The organism is Bradyrhizobium sp. URHC0002 (genome assembly GCF_054059515.1).
The window spans coordinates 8,125,531-8,146,681 of record NZ_JBSSCF010000001.1; the positions used below are offsets into that span (position 1 = coordinate 8,125,531).

Here is a 21,151-nt window from a genome sequence, read left to right on the forward strand (position 1 = left end):
AGGCGATTATCACGGTTCAGCGCAGCCTACAAAGGCGGGGCAGCGCGGAGCTATCCCGCCGTGTGCCACGAATGAGTGGCGGACCTCCACCGCAACGGATTTTCGCGCATACATGGATTAGTGGAGCCGTTCACGGTTTGCACAAATGCCGTTTCGCGACCTATGCCGCTTCCGCATATGGCCCTTCTGCGACGTGCGGATCGGACCGGATTCCGATTTGCGCAAAAAATGGCCATGCGGATGGGACTCCGAATTCGACCACCTCGAGATCCTGGGACTCGAAATCCGTTTGGTAGACCAACTTGAAAAATTTTGACGTTCTCGTCCCACCAGACTCGTAGTTCGGTTTAGAGCACATGAGGCGACGAAACAGTAGCCGCGTCCGGGGATGTCGACGATGAAGCGATTCCCATCCTGACCGTCACGCAACGCGCGACGCAGCGCTGACATATGAACCGTGAGGTTGGTGGGCTCAACGAAAACATTGGGCCAAACGCGGGCCATCAAATTCTGATTGCTGACCAACTCTCTGTGGCGTTCAAGCAAAGCAATCAGGATTTCCAGAGCGCGACTTCCGAGAGGTGGGCTTGTCGCCTTCCAGCAAAGGAACTGCGTTCGAAGCAGGCGAAACGGTCCGAACGAAACTTCTGTTGGCGTTGCGCTGGCTGGTTCGGTTCGTTTCTTGAAGAGTGGCCTGGCCGCATCCGGGCGCTGAACGGCGCGTCCGACGTCAAGCTCCGGTTCGAGATGAAACTTCTCCAAGCGTCCGAAAGCTGCAGTCGATCGCATAGTGACCTCGCTTGCTTTGGCAGGGCTAATCCCCGCAAAGATGCTAGTGACCCGTAGTCTGACGATTTGGAGTGCTGCGAGCTATTCCACGCGGGTGGCGCGCAATGACAGATTTGGTTGCGTTGCCTAGACCTAGATTTACAAGCCGGCGAGACGGCTTCAGTCGGGCGGCAGACTGTGAGTGCTATGGCGGGATCAAGTCAGGGGATGCCGCAGATTGGATCATTTTGCGATGGCAGCGCTTGGTGCAAATCACAATAGTAACCCAGGGGAAAAACATGAGGCTACTGCGCATCTGCGCGGCACTTCGTGATCAATAAATCGGCGTATAATTGGCATCCGGATTCGGTAATGCGAACCTCTCTCCGTACATTCGCGCCATGCCGACGTACGATAGAGTCGGCGGTCCTTCTGTGGTAACGATTCAATCGATGCTGACCGCCAAGTGCCCAGAAGCCCGTTCTTCGTTTTGCTCCGACACTCAGTGCAGAGAATCGCAGCGGAACCGGACCCCGCGAGCCGGCAGTTGCAAGAAAAGGCGGGCGGCGTAGCGCCCGCCGGCCTTTTCTCTTGGTTTGCTTTGGAGATTGCGCGACTGCTTAACTCATCCGGCCGCGCGAATAGCACATCGCGTAAAAACGCGCACCTTAAGAGCGTTGCGGGGTGTCGGGCATCAGCTTGAGCTTGTCAGCCATCCGGCCGAGTTCTGGAAGCGAACCAGCCTGCATCTTCTGCATCGCCCTGCTGCGATGCACCTTCACCGTGGCTTCGGCGATGCCTATATCGTGGGCAATTTGTTTGCTGAGGCGGCCGCGCGCCACCTGAATTACAATCTCGCGCTCCCGGGGGCTTAGGGAGGCGAAACGCTGCCTAAGAGAGACCAAGTCCCTGTCATTCTCCCGCCGCGCACGATCGCGGGCCAAACCAAGCTGAATGGCATCGAGAAGATCCTGGTCGCGGAACGGCTTGGTCAGAAACTCGATGGCACCCCGCTTCATTGCTTGCACAGACATCGGTATGTCGCCATGGCCCGTGACAAAGATGATCGGGATCTCCCAGTTTGCCGCAGCTAGCTCGCGTTGGAAATCGAGGCCGCTTTGTCCGGGCAATCTAATATCGAGCACCAGGCAGGTGGGGCAATCCGGTGCATCGGATTTGAGGAAGTCGGAAATGGAGGCAAATAGCTGAACGTTAATGCGAAGCGATCGCAGTAGGCGCCCGACCGACGCGCGGAGATCCGGATCGTCGTCGATAACGAACACGGTGGAGGTTGCGTCAGACATTGCTGCCACTCGGAAGAGATCAACGAAAATCAGCCTGCAGCTTGGTTTGCAGGTCCGGCAGACCGCGCATTTCTAATCCCAATCGTGGAACCTGAACAGCCCTTTTTTCTGAAAGATACGAGCCGGGTATACCAAACCTCACGCGCGATGACACGGCTCCCTCCCCTCCGACGACCGGGTCGACTTTCGGCCGAAGTTCGATCTTTGGTCGGCCCGATAGCTGCTGAGGGAAGCTGCCCGTCAGCTCATGCATGCCACGAGTATTCAGCGCGCGGGGCGAGCCAAAGCCTTGGCTGTATCGGCGCGAAGCCTTGTCGGCTCGCCGCTCGTAGTCGTCGGCAAGAGCCTTAAGCTGAGCCGCAATCAGTGGTCCGCATGGTCTTGGCAGTGCGAAGCAAAGTCTGCGGCGTCTTCAAATATTCCCCTCGTCACGAGATATGAAGCGTCATGACGCGCTCGCGCGGTTTTCGGGCGACTGGTCAAAAGCGATTTGGAACCAGCCCATCCAATTGTGGTCACTTTGGCGGCGCGCCTCGAATCGATCGACGCACTTGCTGGAGCAAAGCGGCGTTCGCCACAAATAATGCCGGACGAGACCAAATTTGCCCTCACAGACTGCGCATCGCATCGCCTTGTCAGACCCGTGACTTTCGAAGCGGTAAGGCATTGTTTTCTCCTTTTGGCCTGCACCAAGATTAGGAGAATTGTCACCAGCGGCTCAATTGAGCGCAGGTTGAGCTCGGGCATTCAAAGGGGGCGGGACGATGATACGAAGGCTTAGGGCGCTCGGATGAGTCCTAGAGTTCGCCGCTACGATCCCGCGACCGCATTCGTCGGGCGGAAGCCTCGATCACAACCCATGCGGATTGGTTTCGCGATCATCGTTCAGATAAACCAAAGTTTACGGGGCACGGGAGGCACACTGGTGGCATTCTCAAGTCACCATGATTGGATAATTGGCTGCCACATGACGGGTCCAGTGAATGGCCATAGGCGGCATGATGAAAAAGGTACTGCTTTCGGTCGTTGAAGATGATCGGTTCCTTCGTGAGTCCATGTGCAGGCTCATGAGATCGCTGGGCTATACCGTCGACATTTTCTCGTCTGCAGCCGATTTTCTCGCCTCCCCGCGGCTTAGCGAAACAGCCTGCCTGATCGCCGACATCCATATGCCTGCTATGACCGGGCTCGAACTCTACCGGCACCTTATCGACACGGGCAACGCGATACCGACAATCCTCATGACGGCCTTTCCAAATGATGCAGATCGGGCTCGCGCCCTGAACGATGGAGTCGTGTGTTACCTACGTAAGCCGGTGGATGAGGACCATCTGACGCAATGTGTTTGCGCGGCTCTCAGGTCGGCAGGCTCGCCTGAGGAGGGGTCGTGAGCTCCCGTTCCGCTCCCGGCAAGGTGAACTGGAATACGGCGCCGCGAGGTTCGTTCGCCTCCGCCCATAGCTTCCCTCCATGAGCGTGGATGATAGACCGGCAGATCGACAGCCCCATGCCCGTTCCGCTGGGCTTCGTGGTGTAGAAGGCCTCAAAGACCCGCTCGAGACGGTCCGGTTCAATACCCGGACCGGAATCGTGCACGGCCACGACGACGCCTGCTTGATCCTCCTCTGTGCTGATCAACAGCTCTCTCGCCCCCTCCTCCATCGAACCCATTGCTTCAGCCGCATTCAGAGTCAGATTCAGCAAGACCTGTTGCAGCTGAACGCGATCCCCCAGAACCGAAACTAACCCCTCTGCAAGCCGGGTCTGGACTGAAATGCCATTCCTGAGGGTCACGCTTCGAGCCAATACGATCACTTCCTTGATTGCCACGTTGAGATCAAAACACTCTTTGCGTGGCGGCGCTTTCTTGATTTGCTCTCGGATGCGATCGATGATTTCTCCGGCCCGATCAGCATCTCCGACGACACAGGAAAGTGCTTCCCCGACCTCGCCCAGCTCGGGCGGCTGCATCTTCAGAAAATTTTCGGCCGCCCTGGCGTTGTTGCGGGCGCTGGCGATCGGTTGCGCGATTTCGTGCGACAGCGAGGCTGCTAACTCTCCCATCATGCTCACGCGGTTGGTATGGGCAAAATCCGACTGCATCTGCTGCAACCGCGCCAACGCTTGTGTGCGATCTTCGGTGTCAGTCAGCAGAGAATACCAGCGAACAATGCGATCGGAGGCATCCCGGACGGGAATGCCGCGGATCTCAAACCAACGAAATTCGCCGTCGAAGCGCCTCACGCGTGCTTCGGTGCCAAAGGGAACGCCGGCGGCGATCGATTTTGCGAAGACTTCAGCGAGATGGGGAAGGTCATCGGGATGTATCGTTCCGTTTGTGCCCCAGTTCTTCAGCTCTTCCAGCGACTGGCCGCAGTATTCAAAGATCTGACGATTTACGGCTTCGAGGTCACCTTTCGGGGTCAAGATCGCAACGAGCCCCGGTATCCCATCAATCGCCGAGCGCAAACTTCGCTCGCTTTCACGGAGCGCCTCCTCGGCACGTTTGCGTTCGGTCAAATCGAGCACGAATGCGAGGCGCTTGTCACCTCCTTCCTTGAACATCGCGGCGCCAATAAGCACAGGGACGCGGCTGCCGTCTTTCCGAAAATACTCCTTCTCGAAGGGCTGAACGACGCCGGTCGAGCTTAGTTCAGCCTGGATGAGTACGTCACGCTCGCGCCATTCGGGCGGGGACAGCTCGGTCCAGCGCACGTGGCCCGAAACCAAGTCTTCACGGTTATATCCTACGATACGTAGGAACGCGTCATTGGCTTCAAGAATCCGACCTTCGCGGTCGACGATGAAGATCCCGATGATGTTGGCGTCGACCAATCGCCGAATCTTCCCTTCGCGATCGGCGACGTCGCGATAAAGCCGCGAATTTTCGAGCGAGATCGCCGCCTGCGACGCAAGCACCTTCAACAAAGCGACGCGATCGGGCGTAAAGACTCTGGGTGTCAGGTTGTTCTCTAGGTAGAGAATGCCTGTAAGCTTTCCCTGGTTGATTAACGGCAAACAGAGAATAGAACGGAGATAACTCTCAGTGATGTAGGGATCGGCAGAAAATGGATTGTGAGATGACGCATCGTCGAGAATAACGCTTTCCCGAGTGCGCAGGACATAGTGGAGCACCGATTCCGGCAACAGTGTCGCAGCCACGTCCTCGTCGCGCAGATGCACAGTTACCAAATCGCCATCGGTCGTGGCTTCGGCGGCGATCCGCTGCTCAGCCCCGCGTGAAACAATCAACAAGCCTCGTTCGGCGCCAGCCTGTTCAAGCGCCGTGCGCATGAGCGTGTCGATCAGTCGCTCAGGGAGGATCTCGCCCGATATGGCTTGCGAGAGTTTTATTACCGTAGCAAGATCCAGGTGTTCGACGGATGTCACAATCGTCGTCGTCGGATCGTGCAATGGCTTTTCATGTCTGAGCTGCGGATACAGTCCTTCAAGTTGCCGCACCTTGCCATCGGCTCCCCAACGCAAATAATAGTACCGGGCATCACGCAAATACGTGAGTGCGATCTTGTCGAATCCAAGCGCCGCGTAGAAACGGGCGGCGAGCTCATTGGCGAGCGCCTCGTTGTGAACGAAGTTATTTGCGTGGGCAGAGCGGATCGCACATTCGTAAAGGTGCGCGGCATCGCGCTCGCGGCCTTCGATACGTGTAATCTCAGCGCTCACCAGCGCAGCCCGGTTTTCGAAATTCTCCGGGCAATGCCTCGCCCAAAGTTCGAGCTGCCTGCTACAGGCGACAAGAGCCTCGAAATGTTGCTGTTTTTCGTCCGAAGATGCGGAATTCCATGCTGCCGCGTGGCCGAGCGCACTATAGAAGCAATACTCCGCCGTTTCAAAATGTGATGGTGACGTCCAAAGTAGCTGTTGCGCTCTCAATGACGCATCCATGGCGGAAGCATAATCCGCAGCGAAGAACCGGGCTTGTAACTTGCGGACCCAATATCGAAACTCGAGCAGCTTCAAGACCGGATTACCCGCTAGGTGGCGCTCGAATCGAAGCTCATCGAATCCCTCGTAGTTGAAGGAGCCAAACGTCGGAGTCAGTCCGCGAAGGGTCCGAACAAATCCGAGCTGCATGGTGAGATTGTCAATGACGAAACCGAACCGAACCTTCTGCGCATACTCGAAACCCCTGTCCGCTTCCCGTTCGACCTCAGCAAGCGGGTCTCCCGCCGCCAAAAAGTTCGTTATCAAGTGATTACAACTATAACTCGCAAATGTAATGTCCCCTGTGCGGTCGGCGGCGGCGAAGGCGCGACGTACCAGATCACGTCCCTCTAAGACATGTCTTGCCCACGGCATGACGATGTTCCCGAAGGACATGTACGTTCGAGCTTGATAGCGCTGCAAGCCGCGCTTTTCTACCAGTTCATAGCCTAGCCGGCCGAAACGAAAACCGTCCTGATAGTTGCCGAAACGAGGTCCGGCGATCTGGGCGAACCATACATAAGCGAAGCATGAGCCATCGCTGTTGCCATATTCGAGGCTCAGGTTCACCATTCGACAAACAACGAGCGAAGATAAGTTCTCCTCGATATGCATTGCCGGAAACTCGGCTAATATATCTTGAGTGGCGAGTAGGTCCGGATTGCTCATCAAAGGCAAGTCGACGAGTTCCTCGATTTGTCGACTTCCAAGCTGGGACCAGATTCGATCGTATTCGCGTTGTACTTCGATAGTGGTCGGATGAATTGACCAATCAACGCCTCTACGCTGGAGGTATTCAAGGCATATCTCGACGCCGCGATCGCTCTGGTCCAAAGTGGTATAAAGCGTGAGCCGCAAACGTGTGACGGCGGCGCTATCGGGGCCGCTTTTGGCAAGACGCGCTAGCATCGAAAGTCGATTTTCGGCCGCCACCTTACTCGCGGTCAGTAATTCGCACTCGGCTGTTAGATATTCGATGGCGAAAATGAGCTCGTAATTATAGTCCCAAATCTGCTCGGTCAACAACGCCCGCCCAACGACGAGATACGAAAGCGCTGAAGTATACGCCGTTGAGATCTTCGCGCGTCTACCTGCAACTAGATTCAATTCTGCGACCCACTCACGCTCCTGATCTGACGTTATGAGATGTGAGCCGCGATTGAGCTGGTTTACGACATCGAAGATCTTTTCTTCGATCTGCGTTGGCGGAATGCCGGCTGCGAGGAGGCGGCCAATTCGAATATGAGCTTCGGCACGGGCCGTTTCAGGTATTAGTGAATAAGCCGCTTCCTGGACGCGATCATGCAGAAACCTATAGGCGCTTTTTGAGTGGAGAACGAGCCCAACTCGGACCGCTTCCAGGAGATCGCGGTGCACTACATCCGTCGACTCTCCGTAAACCTTCGTAAGTAGCTCGAAATCCGCGCTGTTGCCTAAGCACGCAAGCTGCTGCACTGCCTTTTGAGTTTCAACGGGCAGCCGAGTCAACTTCCCAACCATGAGGTCCACCACATTATCGGTGTAACCCTTTGCGTGAATGCGATTCAGATCCCAAGACCATCGCGCGTTGCGGTGGTCAAAAATCAATAATGCCTCGTCGGCAAGCGAACAAATAAACTGATTAGCGAAGAATGGATTGCCAGCGGTTTTCTCGTGAACCAGTTGCGCCAACGAGGTGGCGCGCTCCGGCTCGCAGTGAAGGGAATCCGCAATCAATTGTCCCAAGTCTTCACAGGCCAGGGGTGCGAGGGCGATCTCCTGCACTGTCGCGCCAGCTTTGCGGATCGCTTCGAGCCTGCGCGTCAGGGGATGGGCGGAGTCCACTTCGTTGTCTCGGTAGGCGCCGATCAGCAGCATGTACTGCACGTCCTGCCGGCTCAGAAGATCTTCGAGAAAATCGAGCGTTGCTGCATCGAGCCACTGCAAATCGTCGAGGAACAGCGTAAGCGGATGCTCCGGCCGTGCGAATACGGCTATGAATCTCCGGAATGCTAATTGGAATCGGCGTTGCGCATCCAATGGCGGAAGGACAGGAACAGGCGGCTGTTCTCCGATGATTAGCTTCAATTCGGGGACAACGTCGACAATAAGTCCCCCGTTTGGCCCGAACGCCTGGCGAAAGGCATCGCGCCAGATGTTCAGTTCTTCTTCCTCCTTGCCGAGAAGCGGGCGGACAAGGCTCCCGAAGGCCTGCGCGAAAGTGGCATAAGGAATGTCACGTTTGTATTGGTCGAACTTACCCGAGGCAAAAAGGCCGCGAGACGATACGAGCACCTTGTGCAGCTCATTGACGATAGAGGACTTACCGATACCGGAATATCCGGAGACGAGCACCAATTCGGTCCTGCCGTTGGCCACGACCCGGTCGAAAGTGGCGAGCAGGGCGTCGATCTCTCGCGCGCGCCCGTACAATTTCTCAGGAATCAATATCCTATCTGGTGTGTCGTGCTCGCCAAGCGGAAATTCGCCGATGTGGCATTGAGCTTCCCATTCGGCAACGCAGCGCCGCAAATCGCGCTCGACCCCGCCGGCGGTCTGGTAACGATCCTCGGGTGTCTTGGCGAGCAGTTTCATGATGATCGCCGAGACGGGCGCTGGGACACTCTCTAACCGCTCGCTTGGCGGCACCGGCTTTCTGGCAATATGGCAGTGCACCCACTCCATGGGATTGGCCGCCGTTAAGGGCAGAGCGCCCGTGAGCATCTGGTATAGCGTGACGCCGACCGCGTAGAGATCGCTTCGAGCATCGATCGAGCGGTTCATCCGCCCGGTTTGTTCAGGTGCCATGTAGGCAAGCGTACCGGCGATGGTCTCGGGCGGCTCGGGCGCCTGCCGTTCGCGGGACAGGCGCGATGAGATGCCAAACCCGGTGAGCCGCACGTGTCCATCCGCGCAGTCCACCACAATGTTAGCCGGCTTGATGTCTTTGTGGATGAGCCCTCGCTGATGAAGCTTGCCCAGAGCCGAGGTAACAGCGATAGCTACGCGCAAGAAGTGTCCAACCTCCATGGGCCCACCGAGCAAACGATCGAGCGGCTCGCCGCCCCGATCATCAAGCACCAGCACGGTCCGACCGGCGTCGCCCATGAGAGCCAGCGGCCGCGCCGCCCATGCGCTGTCGAGCTCATCTTTCAGCTCGTATTCGTGCGCGAGGCGATCGAGTGTTGACCGAGACGGGTGGTCGCCGGCAGGGGCAACAAGCAGCACGGCGAACCGATTGCCAGTGTCGTCCAGTCGCCAGCCACGGCTGAACACGCGCTCCCCGTCCTCCCACAATACCTGAGAGCTACCGTCCGAGTACGCGACGTTCAGCGACTGCTGCACCATCTGTCAGACCCCGGCGTGGGGCTTCGGCTTGAAGTCGGCTGACCAAGCTCTTCGTGCGCCACACGCGCGGTCTCTCTCCAGCCTGGAGAAATCGTACTCCGTCGCCCGAGAAATGCCAGCCGTCCGTTGGTCTTGCTGGATACGGCGGACGCGGATCTTCCTACTTTTTAGCAGCAATTGGGAGCGATTTGCCGACTTCACTCGTCGCGGCGGCGCACGCATAAGCGCCATGGCCGTTGTTCCGAGGGGGAACTCGGAGCGCAGCTGCGACCTAGAAGGAAAGATCATGACGGCACTTGAAGGGAGCAAGTCTAGTGCACGCGCGGATGGCTTCGCAGCCTTTCGCGACGGAAAGACGGCGTGCAGCTCGACCTCACCGATGTCCCAGTCAGTGAGGACGCGCACGAGCAGACCCTGCGAGATCTCCTTCCTCGCGGCGCCCACGAGCGTGGAGACGAGTCCGAGCCCCGCGGCGGCCGCCGACCCGACCTTATTGAAGGTGACGACCGGCGGGCCGTTGACAGTCACCGAGATCGCCTTCCTCTTGGTGAACGACCACGAGCCCCCGAGTCTGGATGGGCGACGCAACGCTCGTCAGTATGGTCCGCAGCAACTTGACAGAGAACAACCCATGGAGCTTCATGAAGTAGCTACTTCCTTGCCGTCGCGTCCACACTCAATTTCACCCGCGCAGCCGAGCAGTGCAATATCACCCAGCCCTGACCAAGGGAGTGCAGAAGCTCTCGCAGGAGTTCGGCGGCCAGCTGCCTGTTGACGCAGCTCACGGACCTTGGAAAGGAAGTCCTTCCGATGCTTGAGCGCACATTGGCCTCGGCAGAGGCCGCGCGTCGCGGAGCCCAAGAGTTCCAACGCAAGGAGGTTGCGCCGCTGAAGATCGGCCTCGCCCCTCTATCTCGGTGTCGCTCGTCCTCGATCCGATCGGCGGAGATCGCGAAGTTCGTCCCCGGACTTCACGTCGAGCTGCGCCAGGCCTCAGCGGAAAAGCTCATCGAGCTCTTGCTTGAGGGGGAGATCAATGCCGCAATGGCCTGGGACGTGCGGGACATACCCGCCCCATTGACGACTGGTTGCTGTTCACGGAGCGCTACGTCGCGGTTCTCGCGCCGACACACCCGCTCGCAAACCGTCCCTCGATCGGCATCGACGACCTCCGCGAGACCGTCTTGCTGAACGCGCCGGATTCGACGGCGCCCCGAAGATCCAACGGTCGTATTTCCCCGAGGAACCACCCCAGCTCGGGTACTGCAGCGGTCACGACTTGCACCTGCAGCACATGGCCGCGGCAGGCTCCACCGTGATACTCGCGCCCGAGCACATGCCGCGCCTCCCGGCGCTCAAGACCATCCCGCTCGAAGCCAACCCGGTTTCGCGGAAGGTGCGGCTGCTGGCTGTGCAGGGGCGCCGCTACTCGCCAGCGCTGGAGGCTTTCGTCAAGGTCGCGCGGCTTCGCGACTGGTCGGTCGAGGTCCCCCAACGGGGTATGCCGCACGCAATGATCCCGGAGGTGTGATTACGACACGCACGCCGGCTGGCAACCGCTTCCAGCCGATCGATCCGCAGACTGACGCCTTACCGATGCCAAACCAGACCGACAAAATACTCGCCCAGATTCGCACCGAGCTATTGACGACGTTCAGCGCCGGGACTGGGAGTCATACAGCCGTCTCGTGGGCTGGCTGCGCGATACAGACGTGGCATCGCACGCGTTGAAGCTCGGAGAAGTCGCGCCGGATCAAATCCGCCGCTTGATCGAATGAAGCGCTCTAGCCTCCCATTTCGCTGCTTAGTATGGGCCCGAACAGCTCCCATCTGTCGCCCTTTAACCTCCTGAGCTGCACCTGTTTGATCGGCGCAAAATCGATCGGGCTGGTGTTGATCTTGATGCCGGGCAGCAGGTTGGTGGTCCTGAAGTCCTTGAGGTTTGCAGCCTGCTTCATCACGTTCTCGCGCGTGAGGTTATCGCCGCACTGCTTGAGCACCTGCACCAGCGTCTGGGCCATATTGAAGCCTGTCATCACCAGACTATCGGCCCGATTGCCTTGTGGGAAATCGTCGGCGAGGAAGTCGTCGAAGGCCTTCATGCCGGGATCATCCTTCCATTGCGGATCGAGCGCGTCCATTAGATGGGCCACCGAAATGATGCCCTGTGCGTTTTCGAAACCGGCGGGCTCGATGACGGCTCCGATGGAGGTGCTGACGCTGTTGAGGACGTGCAGTGGCTCCCAGCCGATCTCGGCCGCCTTCCTGATGGCCTGCGCCGTGAACTTTGGCGTGGTGATGTCGACGAATACGTCGGCATTGAGCGACTTCATCTTGACGACGTGCGAGTCGATGGTCGGCTCGGCCACCTCATAGGCGTCTTCGGCAACGATCATCGACGCAGCCTTGGCGCCGAGGCCATCCTTCAGGCCTTTGAGATAATCCTTTCCGTAGTCGTCGTTCTGGTAGAGGACGGCGATCTTGGCGTTCGGCTTTTCCTTCAGGATATACCTCGCGTAGATCCGTGCCTCGTTCTGATTGTTGGGCGACCAACCTATAGTCCACGGGAAGTTCTGCGGATCATTCCATTTGGTCGCGCCAGTCTGCACGAACAGTTGCGGCACCTTCTTCGCGTTCATATATTTCTGAATGGCGGTGTTGGACGCCGTACCAAGCGAGCCGAAGATGAGGAAAACCTCGTCGCTCTCAACTAGTCTGCGCGCCTGCTCGACCGCTTTTGGTGGACTGTAACCGTCGTCATAGGAAATGAAGTTGATTTTGCGGCCGTTGATGCCGCCTTCGCCGTTGATCTTGCGAAAGTAGGCGGCCTCGGTCCTGGCTGTAATGCCGTAAGCCGACGCCGGCCCGCTGTAGGGCATGATGTTGCCGATCTTGATTTCCGTGTCGGTTGCGCCGGCATCGTATTTCGTCTGGGAAAGTGCACTGCCTCCGCTGGCAGCAAGTATTATGATGGCGGTCGAAAACGCCGCCAATCGTCGCGCGACGAAGGACATCTCGTTTCTCCCTATGAACCAATGAACGGTCTATTGTTGCTGGAGACATCGCTCGGATCTCTTCTTCGAGAGTGAACACCTTTCAACAGGCGTTGTCGATGTTCACGAACGCCACTCGCGTGCGCTTTCGGCGTCAGTTCGCGCGCTTCGTCAACGGAGCTGACCCTAATTCTCAAGACTAAGGCCCGCCAAGCTAAGTGCGATGATGGGGGCGGACAAATAGACCGAACACAGTCACTGCCGCCGCTGGAGATCAAACAACCGACGGGACTTCTGCTCAGGGTGCCCGACACCGAAGAACGAGCCGCGTTGCGGGTGCGGGACGAACCAGGCAGCCTGTCTTTCGCTCCTCGCAAAATGGCCGGGGGACCGCTAAACTTGGTCGTGGTTACAGTTGGCATCCGCCACGCCGAAAGCGCAGCACCGGACAACCATCTCCCGCTACAACAAAAGTTAATCATCGTGCGGTGCGAGTTGAAGGACAGCCCCACCGCGGGGCCGACGTGCTTGGCCGAAACTATCTCTGGTTCCGTCGCGGCGATGCCAACAACGCCGTCCTCGCCGCCGCCGGCTACAACTTCCGCCGCCTGATCCGATGGTTCAGCTCTTGTTGCGCCAAATCCTGGCCGCACTCTTCGCCGAGACGCTGATAAATCCAGCCCGAAATTAGAGTTCTTCACGGTCGACTATTTCGGCTATGAGCCGGCCGAAGGCCAACGGATGCCGACATCGGGCGACGCCACGCCGTGATCTTCCTCGACCTTTTCCGTGGCGAGGGTTTTGCGCAACCCAATCCTCAGCCTATGTTTCCCAATCCGCCAGGCTTGCTGCGCCTGGAACCGTATTCCGAAGCCTTGCGCGAGCGGATCTGGTGGGGTGCCGACTCGAAAACAATGAGGAACGCCCCACGGATCGATCCGCAACAAGCCGCCGATCGTGCTGCAAAACCGCGATGGCGCAGCTAGCCGGGCCCTCGTGATTAGAGTCGAAAAACTTAGCTTTGGGTGGTCCAAAGTTTGGTCTCACTTCAAAATCAACTGAGACTCTGCTCATCGCTGGATGAAAGAAGGGGCTCAGCTCATATCGCTCGACGGATCGCCTCTGTCGACGTGGCGCTTCGATGAAGAACCTCGCCCATAGTGCGTCCTTTGATTCGGAGGACAAGGACGCCCTATCAAAACGCGGGATCAGACAGCGCCCTCCGGAGAGCGACAGAACACACTGCACGTTGCGGCCGAACGTGTCGTCGGATTGGATGAACGCAAGTGCAAGAACGGACCCTCCGCCCGCATTCGCCAAAACCGCGCCGAACTTCCGAGCGGCTTGCTTGATACGATCGTAGACACGGTCGAGATCGGTGAGGTTGCTCGAATCCACCTGAATACTCACGGTGCTGGCGCCGATCTCCTTCGTCGAAGAATCATTCGTTGGTGAAACCCACGACTGGGCAATTCACCAGATTTCCGGTCGTTTTAACCGGACCTCCGACGGGGCTTACCAACAAGCCAGCTTCGCTCTTGGCTGTAATGTCGTCACCGTCAGTGATAAGTTTTCGTTGATTCTTTTCGATAGTCTCTTTGGTCCACTCGGCCAACTGGACATCCCACATCGGTGAATATCCGGCACTGATCTCCTTGAAATGCGCAAGAATGTCGAGTGAAGGGCCTTCGCCACTGAGCGCGCTGTTAAGCCCTTGGCGCTCAGGATCCTTCGGACCGGTCCGACCATTTACGATTGTGTAGATAATCTCCGTCGCGCCGCTTTGGAGGATGTCGCTTTCGGCAGGCGCAAAGGTAGACGCCTCGAGTGCTGCTGATTCCTCGGAGTTGGCGTCGAAGCTGAGGTACCGCAGGTGCTTGCCGTCCGCAAATCCGAAGCGCAGCTTCAAGTCGACGGTGCCATTGTCAGGGCAGATGCTTGCCACCGAATCGGTCACAACCGAGTAATCGGGATTGCCGCCGCAGAACGAGATTTTCTCTGGTCCGACGTTGAAGGCGATCATGGGGGCGTTGAAAACAATGTCATTACGGTTTGCCACCCGGACCAACGGGCTGTAGTGCGCATCCCCGACAGACCCGGCCCGTGCCAACCTAGGCGGAAAGAAGTTTGGCGTCTCTCCGGCCGTCAACGTTTGAACTGGTGAGAAATCAACCCGCCCCGATTTGAAGGTGAAGTTATTGGACTCATCCATTTCTGCGATCCGCGTGCTCGCGAGGTCTTTTACCTTACTGAGGCTCGGCGCCCATGTGAGGCCCATTTTCTTGGAAATGGCGAAATCGCTTACGTCGGTGAGAACGAACCAAACTGTCTCTCCGGAGGAAAGGCGACCGCGATGAAGCGGCAATCTTACCACTTCTCTCGCAAGATCGACTTGGCCCGAGGTGAGGAACAGCTTGGTGATTCTCTTTTCGGTGGATGTGTCCGCCGCCGAACTCCCCTCCATCAGGAGGAAGAACACAGACAGGGCCATCACCGACTGGCAAACATATTTTCCAAGGAGCTTGCTTGATTTCATGATCGCTCCGATCACTGGTGTTGATAGCTGGCCTCGGCCAGACCACTACTTTTGGCGATTTCGCGCCTACTTCTTCAGCTCGGGATAACCGGAGACATAGATCCAATCCGTCGCCTTGGCCGGAATGTGGCAGCCCAGACAATCAGTACGAAAATCCTTCGAGGTGGTCTTGACCTTATTGTCAGCATCAAACCAGGACCAGCCCCAGCCGTTACCCCACAGCTTGTTGTCAGGGTGGCTGTTCTTGCTGTCCTTCACCATCATGAACCAACCCTTGAGACGATCTACATGACTGACGGTGCCCGTTGTCATTACTGCAGTCGATGTGCTCTGGACCTCTTTTACTAAGACCGATCCATCAGGGAACTTGCCCGTGGCGCGATAAGCCTCCGCAGCTCCCGGTGAGGCGTAAACGGTGTGCATCTCTTTCGCGCCCTTCTCATCGCCTGCGACAGACCAACTTCCAAGGTATTCATAGTTGATGCGGTAATTGTCCGGTATGTGCATATTGCCTGCCGCATCGACGAGTTGGGCCTGCGCGGAGCTGGCCTGGGCCTGCGCAGAGCCGGCCTGACTGCCCGCTGGCAGCGAGACAAGGCATCCAATGCCCGTTGCGATTATGGACGCCGACAAAGCCGCCATCGTTGGTCTGAGAATCTTCATCGCAGCCTCCTACTTCTTTTTTTGGTCGGCGGGGACGGGTACGCTATCAAGCAGGCCATAAAACTGCGTCCATACGTCGTCCCGTTTAGCACTAGCGATATGACAATACGCGCATTCCTCCAGTGGCCTGACTGTGGCGGTCGCGGCCTTCGGCTCGAAGTGGTTGAAGTTGTAGTAACCCCAGCCATTGGTCTCGGTGTACCGTTTGGTGTCTTTGACGGTTACATCGGCGCCGTTAAAGGGCCCCGGAAAGAATCCGCGCCCAGAGGGCTCTAGCCTCGAGCCGTCCGCACGATCGGCGGGCAACATAAGTTGGAGCTCCTTTACGAATATGGTTCCTTCGGGGAAGACGCCCGTCTTCCTATAGATTTCATAGGAACCCGGCTCGATGTATACATTGTGGAATTCCGGAAAGTTTGCTTTCCCATTGTTCAATATGTTTGGTGTCAGAGGCGAGCCAACATAAACCCATTCATGGAAGTTTTTCGGTAGCACGAGAGCACCATCACTCGTGTATTCCGGAAGATAGCGCCCAGTCGCATGCCAGTCGTCCGGTGGAGGAAGCTTTGGTTGCTGCGCGAATACCGCCGTTGTGATCGCGCCGACAGCAAGAACGCTGGAAAGTAATACTGACACCGTGTGCTTCATGATTTTTTCTCCAGTCAAACCGCGATTCGCTCGCGGCGGCGATGAGAATGACTTCCTCAGCAAGGCGAGATTTAACCCAGGTGCCCGCGTCGCGAAAATCGAATGTTGGCATCGAACAGATGCCCATTGGGAATGCGGATCCCGGGCAGTTTATCGTTCGAGACACGATACTGCCTTGGCCAGGCACCTTGTTGCCTCGCAAGGCGGTGGCAATTGTGAATTTGCAGCTCGACGAGGCGATCTCTGCGCTTAACGTCGAGAGCGTGCACCTGGTCCAGCACTCACTAGCAGTCTGCTGAAAAATACCTCGCTGTAGCGAGAATTTTCTGATTCACTTTTTTGTCACGATCGGTGGAGGCTCGTATGCAGGGCGCATTTGTGGATCAGCGCCGGCTGCTTTCGTACATCTCGCCGAGACGTTGGTGCCGCCGAACCATCCCCTGAGAAAGATTCGGGCGCTTGTCTGTGATGCGCTGGGCAGCTGAACCGTAGCTTTGGTGAGCTGTTCGAACGAAGGATGCCCCTCGATCCCTCCGGAGCAATTCCTGTGCAGGCGTTCTACGGCATTCGGTCGGAACGACAGCTGATGAAGCAATTGGACAATCACTTGTACTGCCGGTCCGTGAGGCTGTCGCCGGACGATCCGGTCTGGGACCCGACCAGCTTCACGAAGAACCGTGAGCGGCTGCAGAACGGCAACATGTTTACGAAGCTCATGAACGAGAACCATCCTCAGATTGAAGCCTGTGCTTCACAGAAGAACTTGCGCCTCAAGGACGGCAGCGATGACGGCGACGGCGCGAACTTTCACGGCCAGAAGCGCAAGAACGACACTCATGCGAGTACTAGTGATCCCGACGTCGCCTTCGCAAAGCGCGCCGGGCGGGATGCAAAGCTCTCCCACACGGGCCACGCCACCATCGAGAACCGGCATGGGCCACCATGCTCACTCTCGCCAACGGCACCGCCGAGCGTCGTTCCTCGGAAGGGATGCTGAAAATCAAGGCCTCAACGTCACGCCACACGTGACGCAGGACAATGGCATCACCAAAACTGGCAAGAGCCGCCGGAGCGCCATCGACGAACGGACCAGGCGCCACCAACGCTATGGCATACCGCAATCGCGCCGGGCGATGATCGAATGCATCTTCGGTTGGGGCAAGCAGCATGGCTCACTGCGCAAAACAAAACATCGCGTCATCTGCCGCGTTGCAGCCGATTTCATGCTCAACCTGATCGCCTACAACCTGATCCCCGTTCCGAAACTCGTCCCAGCGTAGGCCCGCCCACCAACCCCGAACAATCGACCGCATCACCAGAGCTACGTCCACAAGAGAAAAGCCGATGCTGTTCCCCGCGAATTTCAATTTCAAGGGGTTATGAACTTGCCAAGCTGGTCGACCGCCATGGTGTGAACCCAGTGGAATTGACCGGCGTGCAGCCTCCGCCGCCAAACCGGGTTTTTTCAGCAGACTGCTAGACAAACTGATGGACTGCCGACGCGCCACAAACCCGACCGCGCAAGTGCTTGCGACCGAGCGCAAGGCAGCGAACTGCATTCTTGTCATGAGGTCGCTGGAATCGCGCTACTTGCCTTCTCAACCTAACACCAAAGATCGCATTTAGCCGACGCGCATGGCAATTATCAGAGGGCATACAAACAATAACTTGTGCGAGACGAGAGGGCCTGAAAGATAACGAGCCATGGACAACCGGGGGCTTCAGCTTTAGGGCCTGATAAAGATGGCAGATCACGTTATAGAGGCGGAATTGCTGGCGAGACTTCAAACTGGCGCGCGTGCCGGCAAAGCACGTCCGTGCTTGGGCGCTATGTCGGAGCAAGGAGCGCCAGCCGTGTACTTGCCCGCAAGGGTCGCGTCCGGGCCGGAGAACACGAAGGGCGCGGAGCAAGCGTACGAGCGCCACTTCCGCGAGGCCCTCGATCGCCTGCACGATGAGCGGCGTTACCGTGTTTTCACCGACATTGAGCGCATTTCTGGCCGCTTCCCGGTCGCCAAGTGGCGCCGGCCCGACGGGATGACCACCGAGATCACGGTCTGGTGCTCCAATGACTACCTCGGCATGGGGCAGCGCCCTGAGGTCGTGGCCGCGATGATCGAGACTGCCCGTTGCTGCGGCGTCGGCGCGGGCGGCACGCGCAACATCGCGGGAAATAACTCGCCACTGGTGGACCTTGAACGCGAGCTCGCCGACTTGCACGGCAAGGAGGCGAGCCTCGTCTTCACCTCGGGCTACGTCTCGAACCAGGCCGGCATCTCGACGATCGCCAAGTTGATCCCGGACTGCTTGATCCTGTCCGACGCCTTCAACCACAACTCGATAATCGAAGGCATCCGTCAATCGGGCTGCGAGAAGCGGATATTCCGCCACAACGATCATAGCCATCTTGAGGCGTTGCTACACGAGGCGGGCGACCGTCCTAAGCTCATCGTGTTCGAGTCCGTCTACTCCATGGACGGCGACGTGGCACCTATCGGCAGGATCTGTGACCTTGCGGATCAGTACGGCGCAATGACTTACCTCGACGAGGTCCACGCGGTCGGCCTTTACGGCCCCCGCGGGGGCGGGATCAGCGAGCGCGACGGAGTGATGCATCGCGTGGATGTAATCGAGGGCACCCTCGCCAAAGGCTTCGGCTGCATCGGGGGCTACATAGCGGCCTCGCCGACAATCTGCGATGCGGTACGCAGCTTCGCTTCGGGCTTCATCTTCACCACGGCCCTGCCGCCTGCGGTTGCCGCCGCTGCCCTCACTTCCGTGCGCTATCTCAAGTACTCGAATGCCGAGCGCAAGGCACACCAGCGACAGGCCGCCGCAACGAAGGCCGCGCTCAAGGCCGCCGGTCTGCCGGTGCTCATCACCGACACTCACATCGTGCCGGTTATGGTCGGTGATGCAGAGCGGTGCAAGGCGGCTGCCGATCACCTGCTTGAGCGCCACGCCATCTACATCCAGCCGATCAACTACCCTACTGTCCCACGCGGCACGGAGCGTCTGCGCATCACGCCCTCGCCCTTCCACGGAGCGACACACATAGCGAAACTAACGGCCGCGCTCGTCGAGACCTGGGATACTCTGGCTTTCGATTGAGCCGTGTCCCTAGGCGAGCTGGGTCCTCGACAGCGGGGCGCTCGGCCGCACGTGAACAGGGCGCTCCGATGGTTGGGCCAATGGGCGAGCTGGGCCGAGCCACCGAAGTTCCGCCATCCGAGGGGTGGGGGTCATCGGCCCAACTGTGGCGTCACGTCTGGCGCCCGTCGCGAAGTCGGGTGTCTCTCTCGACGTGATGCCAACCTGGACTCCGGCTGCGCCGCGACGAGCGAGAAGCAAGCAGAGGAGCGTTCTAAAAAGCGAGCGGCGCGGGCATAGCTAACTGAAAGCGAAAATGAGCCACACACAATTCTGCCATCTCCTAGTCGCGGACCTCTGCGTTATGCGCGGAGGGCGCACAGTACTCCGTGGCGTATCGTTACGGCTGGACGCCGGACAGCTTGGCGAAGTAACGGGCTCCAATGGCGTGGGCAAATCAACCCTGCTGCGTGTGATCGCCGGCTTCTTACCCCCAGCGTCCGGCTGCGCGTCGTTGAACGAGTGGGGAGCCAAGGATCCGGCGCCTCTCGCAGAGCGCGTCCACTACGTGGGTCACCTCGACGGGTTGAAGTCCGCGCTGACCGCTCGCGAAAACCTCCAATTCGGTCTGACCCTTTCAGGGCAGCCCCGGCTGCCCCCTCCGGAGGCGCTCGACCGCGTCGAGCTCGCCCACGTTGTCGACTTGCCGGTAGGCTATCTTTCGGCAGGTCAGCGCCGCCGCGTCGCCTTGGCCCGGCTCCTGGTCGCTGACCGCCCTCTATGGCTGCTCGATGAGCCGTTGACCGCACTCGACCGGGCCGCACGTGTCATGCTGATGGGTATTGTGGCCGATCATCTTGGACGCGGCGGCTTGGTGCTTGCGGCGACCCACGAACCACTCGGTCTGCCAGGGACCCGCGAACTGAGGCTTGAGGCGCAATGAGGGCAGTGCCGTGGCGCCCTACCCGCCTGCTCCGCTTCCATGCGCCCCGGAGCGAGAAACAAGGCCGGGCCGATCCTTTTCTTCAAGGGAGACGGTCACGCCGCTATGGCGGCGGCGGATGGAGGCCATGACAGATACTCTTCTTGCCGTCTTTTACCGCGATCTCGTGCTCTCGCGCCGCATCGGCGGCGGAGGGTCTCTCGCGATAATCTTCTTCCTCGGTCTCGTCACGATCGTGCCCTTCGCGATCGGACCCGACTTGAACCTGCTATCGCGAATCGGTCCGGCCATCCTGTGGCTCGGAGCATTCCTGGCGACCCTGCTAGGCCTTGACCGGTTGTTTCAAGCCGACCACGAGGATGGTTCGCTGGACCAGATGCTTCTGTCACCGGCACCTCTAGAACTCGTTGTCCTGGTAAAGTGCCTAGCCCACTGGTGCGTTACGGGGCTGCCGCTGGTGATCGTCTCTCCCCTGTTCGGCCTGATGTTGGCCCTGGATGGTCCGGCGCTCGGGGGAGTGACCGCGAGCCTGCTAGTAGGCACACCAGCTTTAACTTTTCTGGGCGCGATCGGCGCAGCCCTTACCGTCACGTTGCGACGCGGCGGCCTTCTGCTCTCGATTCTCGTCGTACCGCTGGCGGTGCCGGTGATGATCTTTAGCGTCTCGGCGGCCTCGGCGGCGGCGAGTGGCACGGTGTCATTCCTAACGCCCTTTCTGATCCTCTGCGCGCTTGGTCTCGCGTCCTTCGCGCTCGCCCCGATCGCTGCAGCTGCCGCGCTTCGCGGGGCTGGGGAATAAAGGATACAAGCGATGGAAATAAGTTCGTTCCGAACCGGATCACGTCAGTGAAACGGCTCCGACATGTAGACTATCTGCGGCGCGATGCGACTAACGGCACTGCTTGAAGCGAAGAGGTGAAATGCCTCGGCACGT

At 58.5% G+C, this 21,151-nt stretch carries 14 protein-coding genes and 2 pseudogenes; 9 read left to right on the forward strand and 7 right to left on the reverse strand.

The features are described from left to right. Positions 1-117: 117 nt before the first annotated feature. Together ACVWVY_RS39170 and ACVWVY_RS39175 are read right to left on the reverse strand one after the other, a co-directional pair. Positions 118-789, reverse strand: coding sequence for a winged helix-turn-helix domain-containing protein (locus tag ACVWVY_RS39170; RefSeq protein WP_456631394.1), 672 nt, complete (start codon positions 787-789; stop codon positions 118-120). 647 nt (positions 790-1,436) lie between these two features. Beyond that, positions 1,437-2,072 carry a response regulator transcription factor gene (locus ACVWVY_RS39175; protein WP_456631395.1) on the reverse strand — a complete coding sequence of 212 codons (636 nt, stop codon included), beginning with the start codon at positions 2,070-2,072 and terminating at the stop codon, positions 1,437-1,439. Positions 2,073-3,073: 1,001 nt separating this feature from the next. Between ACVWVY_RS39175 and ACVWVY_RS39180 the strand changes: the two genes are divergently transcribed. After that, positions 3,074-3,463 carry a response regulator transcription factor gene (locus tag ACVWVY_RS39180; protein ID WP_456631396.1) on the forward strand — a complete coding sequence of 130 codons (390 nt, stop codon included), beginning with the start codon at positions 3,074-3,076 and terminating at the stop codon, positions 3,461-3,463. Here the strand turns inward: ACVWVY_RS39180 and ACVWVY_RS39185 are convergent. Further along, positions 3,429-9,344 (reverse strand): AAA family ATPase, encoded by a 5,916-nt coding sequence (locus ACVWVY_RS39185; RefSeq protein WP_456631397.1) that lies wholly within the window; start codon positions 9,342-9,344, stop codon positions 3,429-3,431. The genes ACVWVY_RS39180 and ACVWVY_RS39185 overlap by 35 nt on opposite strands. Positions 9,345-10,623: 1,279 nt before the next feature. On the opposite strand from ACVWVY_RS39185, the gene ACVWVY_RS39190 reads away from it, so the two are divergent. Next, entirely contained in the window at positions 10,624-10,875 is a 252-nt protein-coding gene (locus ACVWVY_RS39190) for a hypothetical protein (RefSeq protein WP_456631398.1), read from the forward strand. Positions 10,876-11,128: 253 nt separating this feature from the next. Here ACVWVY_RS39190 and ACVWVY_RS39195 read toward each other — a convergent pair whose 3' ends face one another. After that, entirely contained in the window at positions 11,129-12,358 is a 1,230-nt protein-coding gene (locus ACVWVY_RS39195) for an ABC transporter substrate-binding protein (RefSeq protein ID WP_456631399.1), read from the reverse strand. Between the two features lie 506 nt (positions 12,359-12,864). On the opposite strand from ACVWVY_RS39195, the pseudogene ACVWVY_RS39200 reads away from it, so the two are divergent. Further along, positions 12,865-13,028, forward strand: a pseudogene (locus ACVWVY_RS39200) (IS5/IS1182 family transposase); the annotation flags it as partial. Positions 13,029-13,042: 14 nt separating this feature from the next. Continuing rightward, positions 13,043-13,245, forward strand: a pseudogene (locus tag ACVWVY_RS39205) (LLM class flavin-dependent oxidoreductase); the annotation flags it as partial. Between the two features lie 533 nt (positions 13,246-13,778). Here ACVWVY_RS39205 and ACVWVY_RS39210 read toward each other — a convergent pair. From ACVWVY_RS39210 to ACVWVY_RS39220, 3 genes are all read right to left on the reverse strand, one after another. Then, entirely contained in the window at positions 13,779-14,873 is a 1,095-nt protein-coding gene (locus tag ACVWVY_RS39210) for a DUF7482 domain-containing protein (protein ID WP_456631400.1), read from the reverse strand. 66 nt (positions 14,874-14,939) lie between these two features. Beyond that, entirely contained in the window at positions 14,940-15,536 is a 597-nt protein-coding gene (locus ACVWVY_RS39215; RefSeq protein ID WP_456631401.1) for a cytochrome P460 family protein, read from the reverse strand. A 9-nt stretch (positions 15,537-15,545) separates the two neighbouring features. After that, positions 15,546-16,184 carry a cytochrome P460 family protein gene (locus ACVWVY_RS39220; RefSeq protein ID WP_456631402.1) on the reverse strand — a complete coding sequence of 213 codons (639 nt, stop codon included), beginning with the start codon at positions 16,182-16,184 and terminating at the stop codon, positions 15,546-15,548. 517 nt (positions 16,185-16,701) lie between these two features. Between ACVWVY_RS39220 and ACVWVY_RS39225 the strand changes: the two genes are divergently transcribed. From ACVWVY_RS39225 to ccmB, 5 genes are all read left to right on the forward strand, one after another. Beyond that, on the forward strand, positions 16,702-17,181 hold the full coding sequence (locus tag ACVWVY_RS39225) for a transposase (protein WP_456631403.1): 480 nt from the start codon (positions 16,702-16,704) through the stop codon (positions 17,179-17,181). A gap of 28 nt (positions 17,182-17,209) precedes the next feature. Next, positions 17,210-17,464: a transposase gene (locus ACVWVY_RS39230; RefSeq protein WP_456631404.1), complete on the forward strand. Its 255-nt coding sequence runs from the start codon at positions 17,210-17,212 to the stop codon at positions 17,462-17,464. A 580-nt stretch (positions 17,465-18,044) separates the two neighbouring features. Next, positions 18,045-19,295: a 5-aminolevulinate synthase gene (hemA, locus tag ACVWVY_RS39235; RefSeq protein WP_456632431.1), complete on the forward strand. Its 1,251-nt coding sequence runs from the start codon at positions 18,045-18,047 to the stop codon at positions 19,293-19,295. 295 nt (positions 19,296-19,590) lie between these two features. Beyond that, positions 19,591-20,217 carry a heme ABC exporter ATP-binding protein CcmA gene (ccmA, locus tag ACVWVY_RS39240; RefSeq protein WP_456631405.1) on the forward strand — a complete coding sequence of 209 codons (627 nt, stop codon included), beginning with the start codon at positions 19,591-19,593 and terminating at the stop codon, positions 20,215-20,217. Between the two features lie 127 nt (positions 20,218-20,344). Then, on the forward strand, positions 20,345-21,016 hold the full coding sequence (gene ccmB / locus ACVWVY_RS39245) for a heme exporter protein CcmB (protein ID WP_456632432.1): 672 nt from the start codon (positions 20,345-20,347) through the stop codon (positions 21,014-21,016). Positions 21,017-21,151 lie beyond the last annotated feature (135 nt).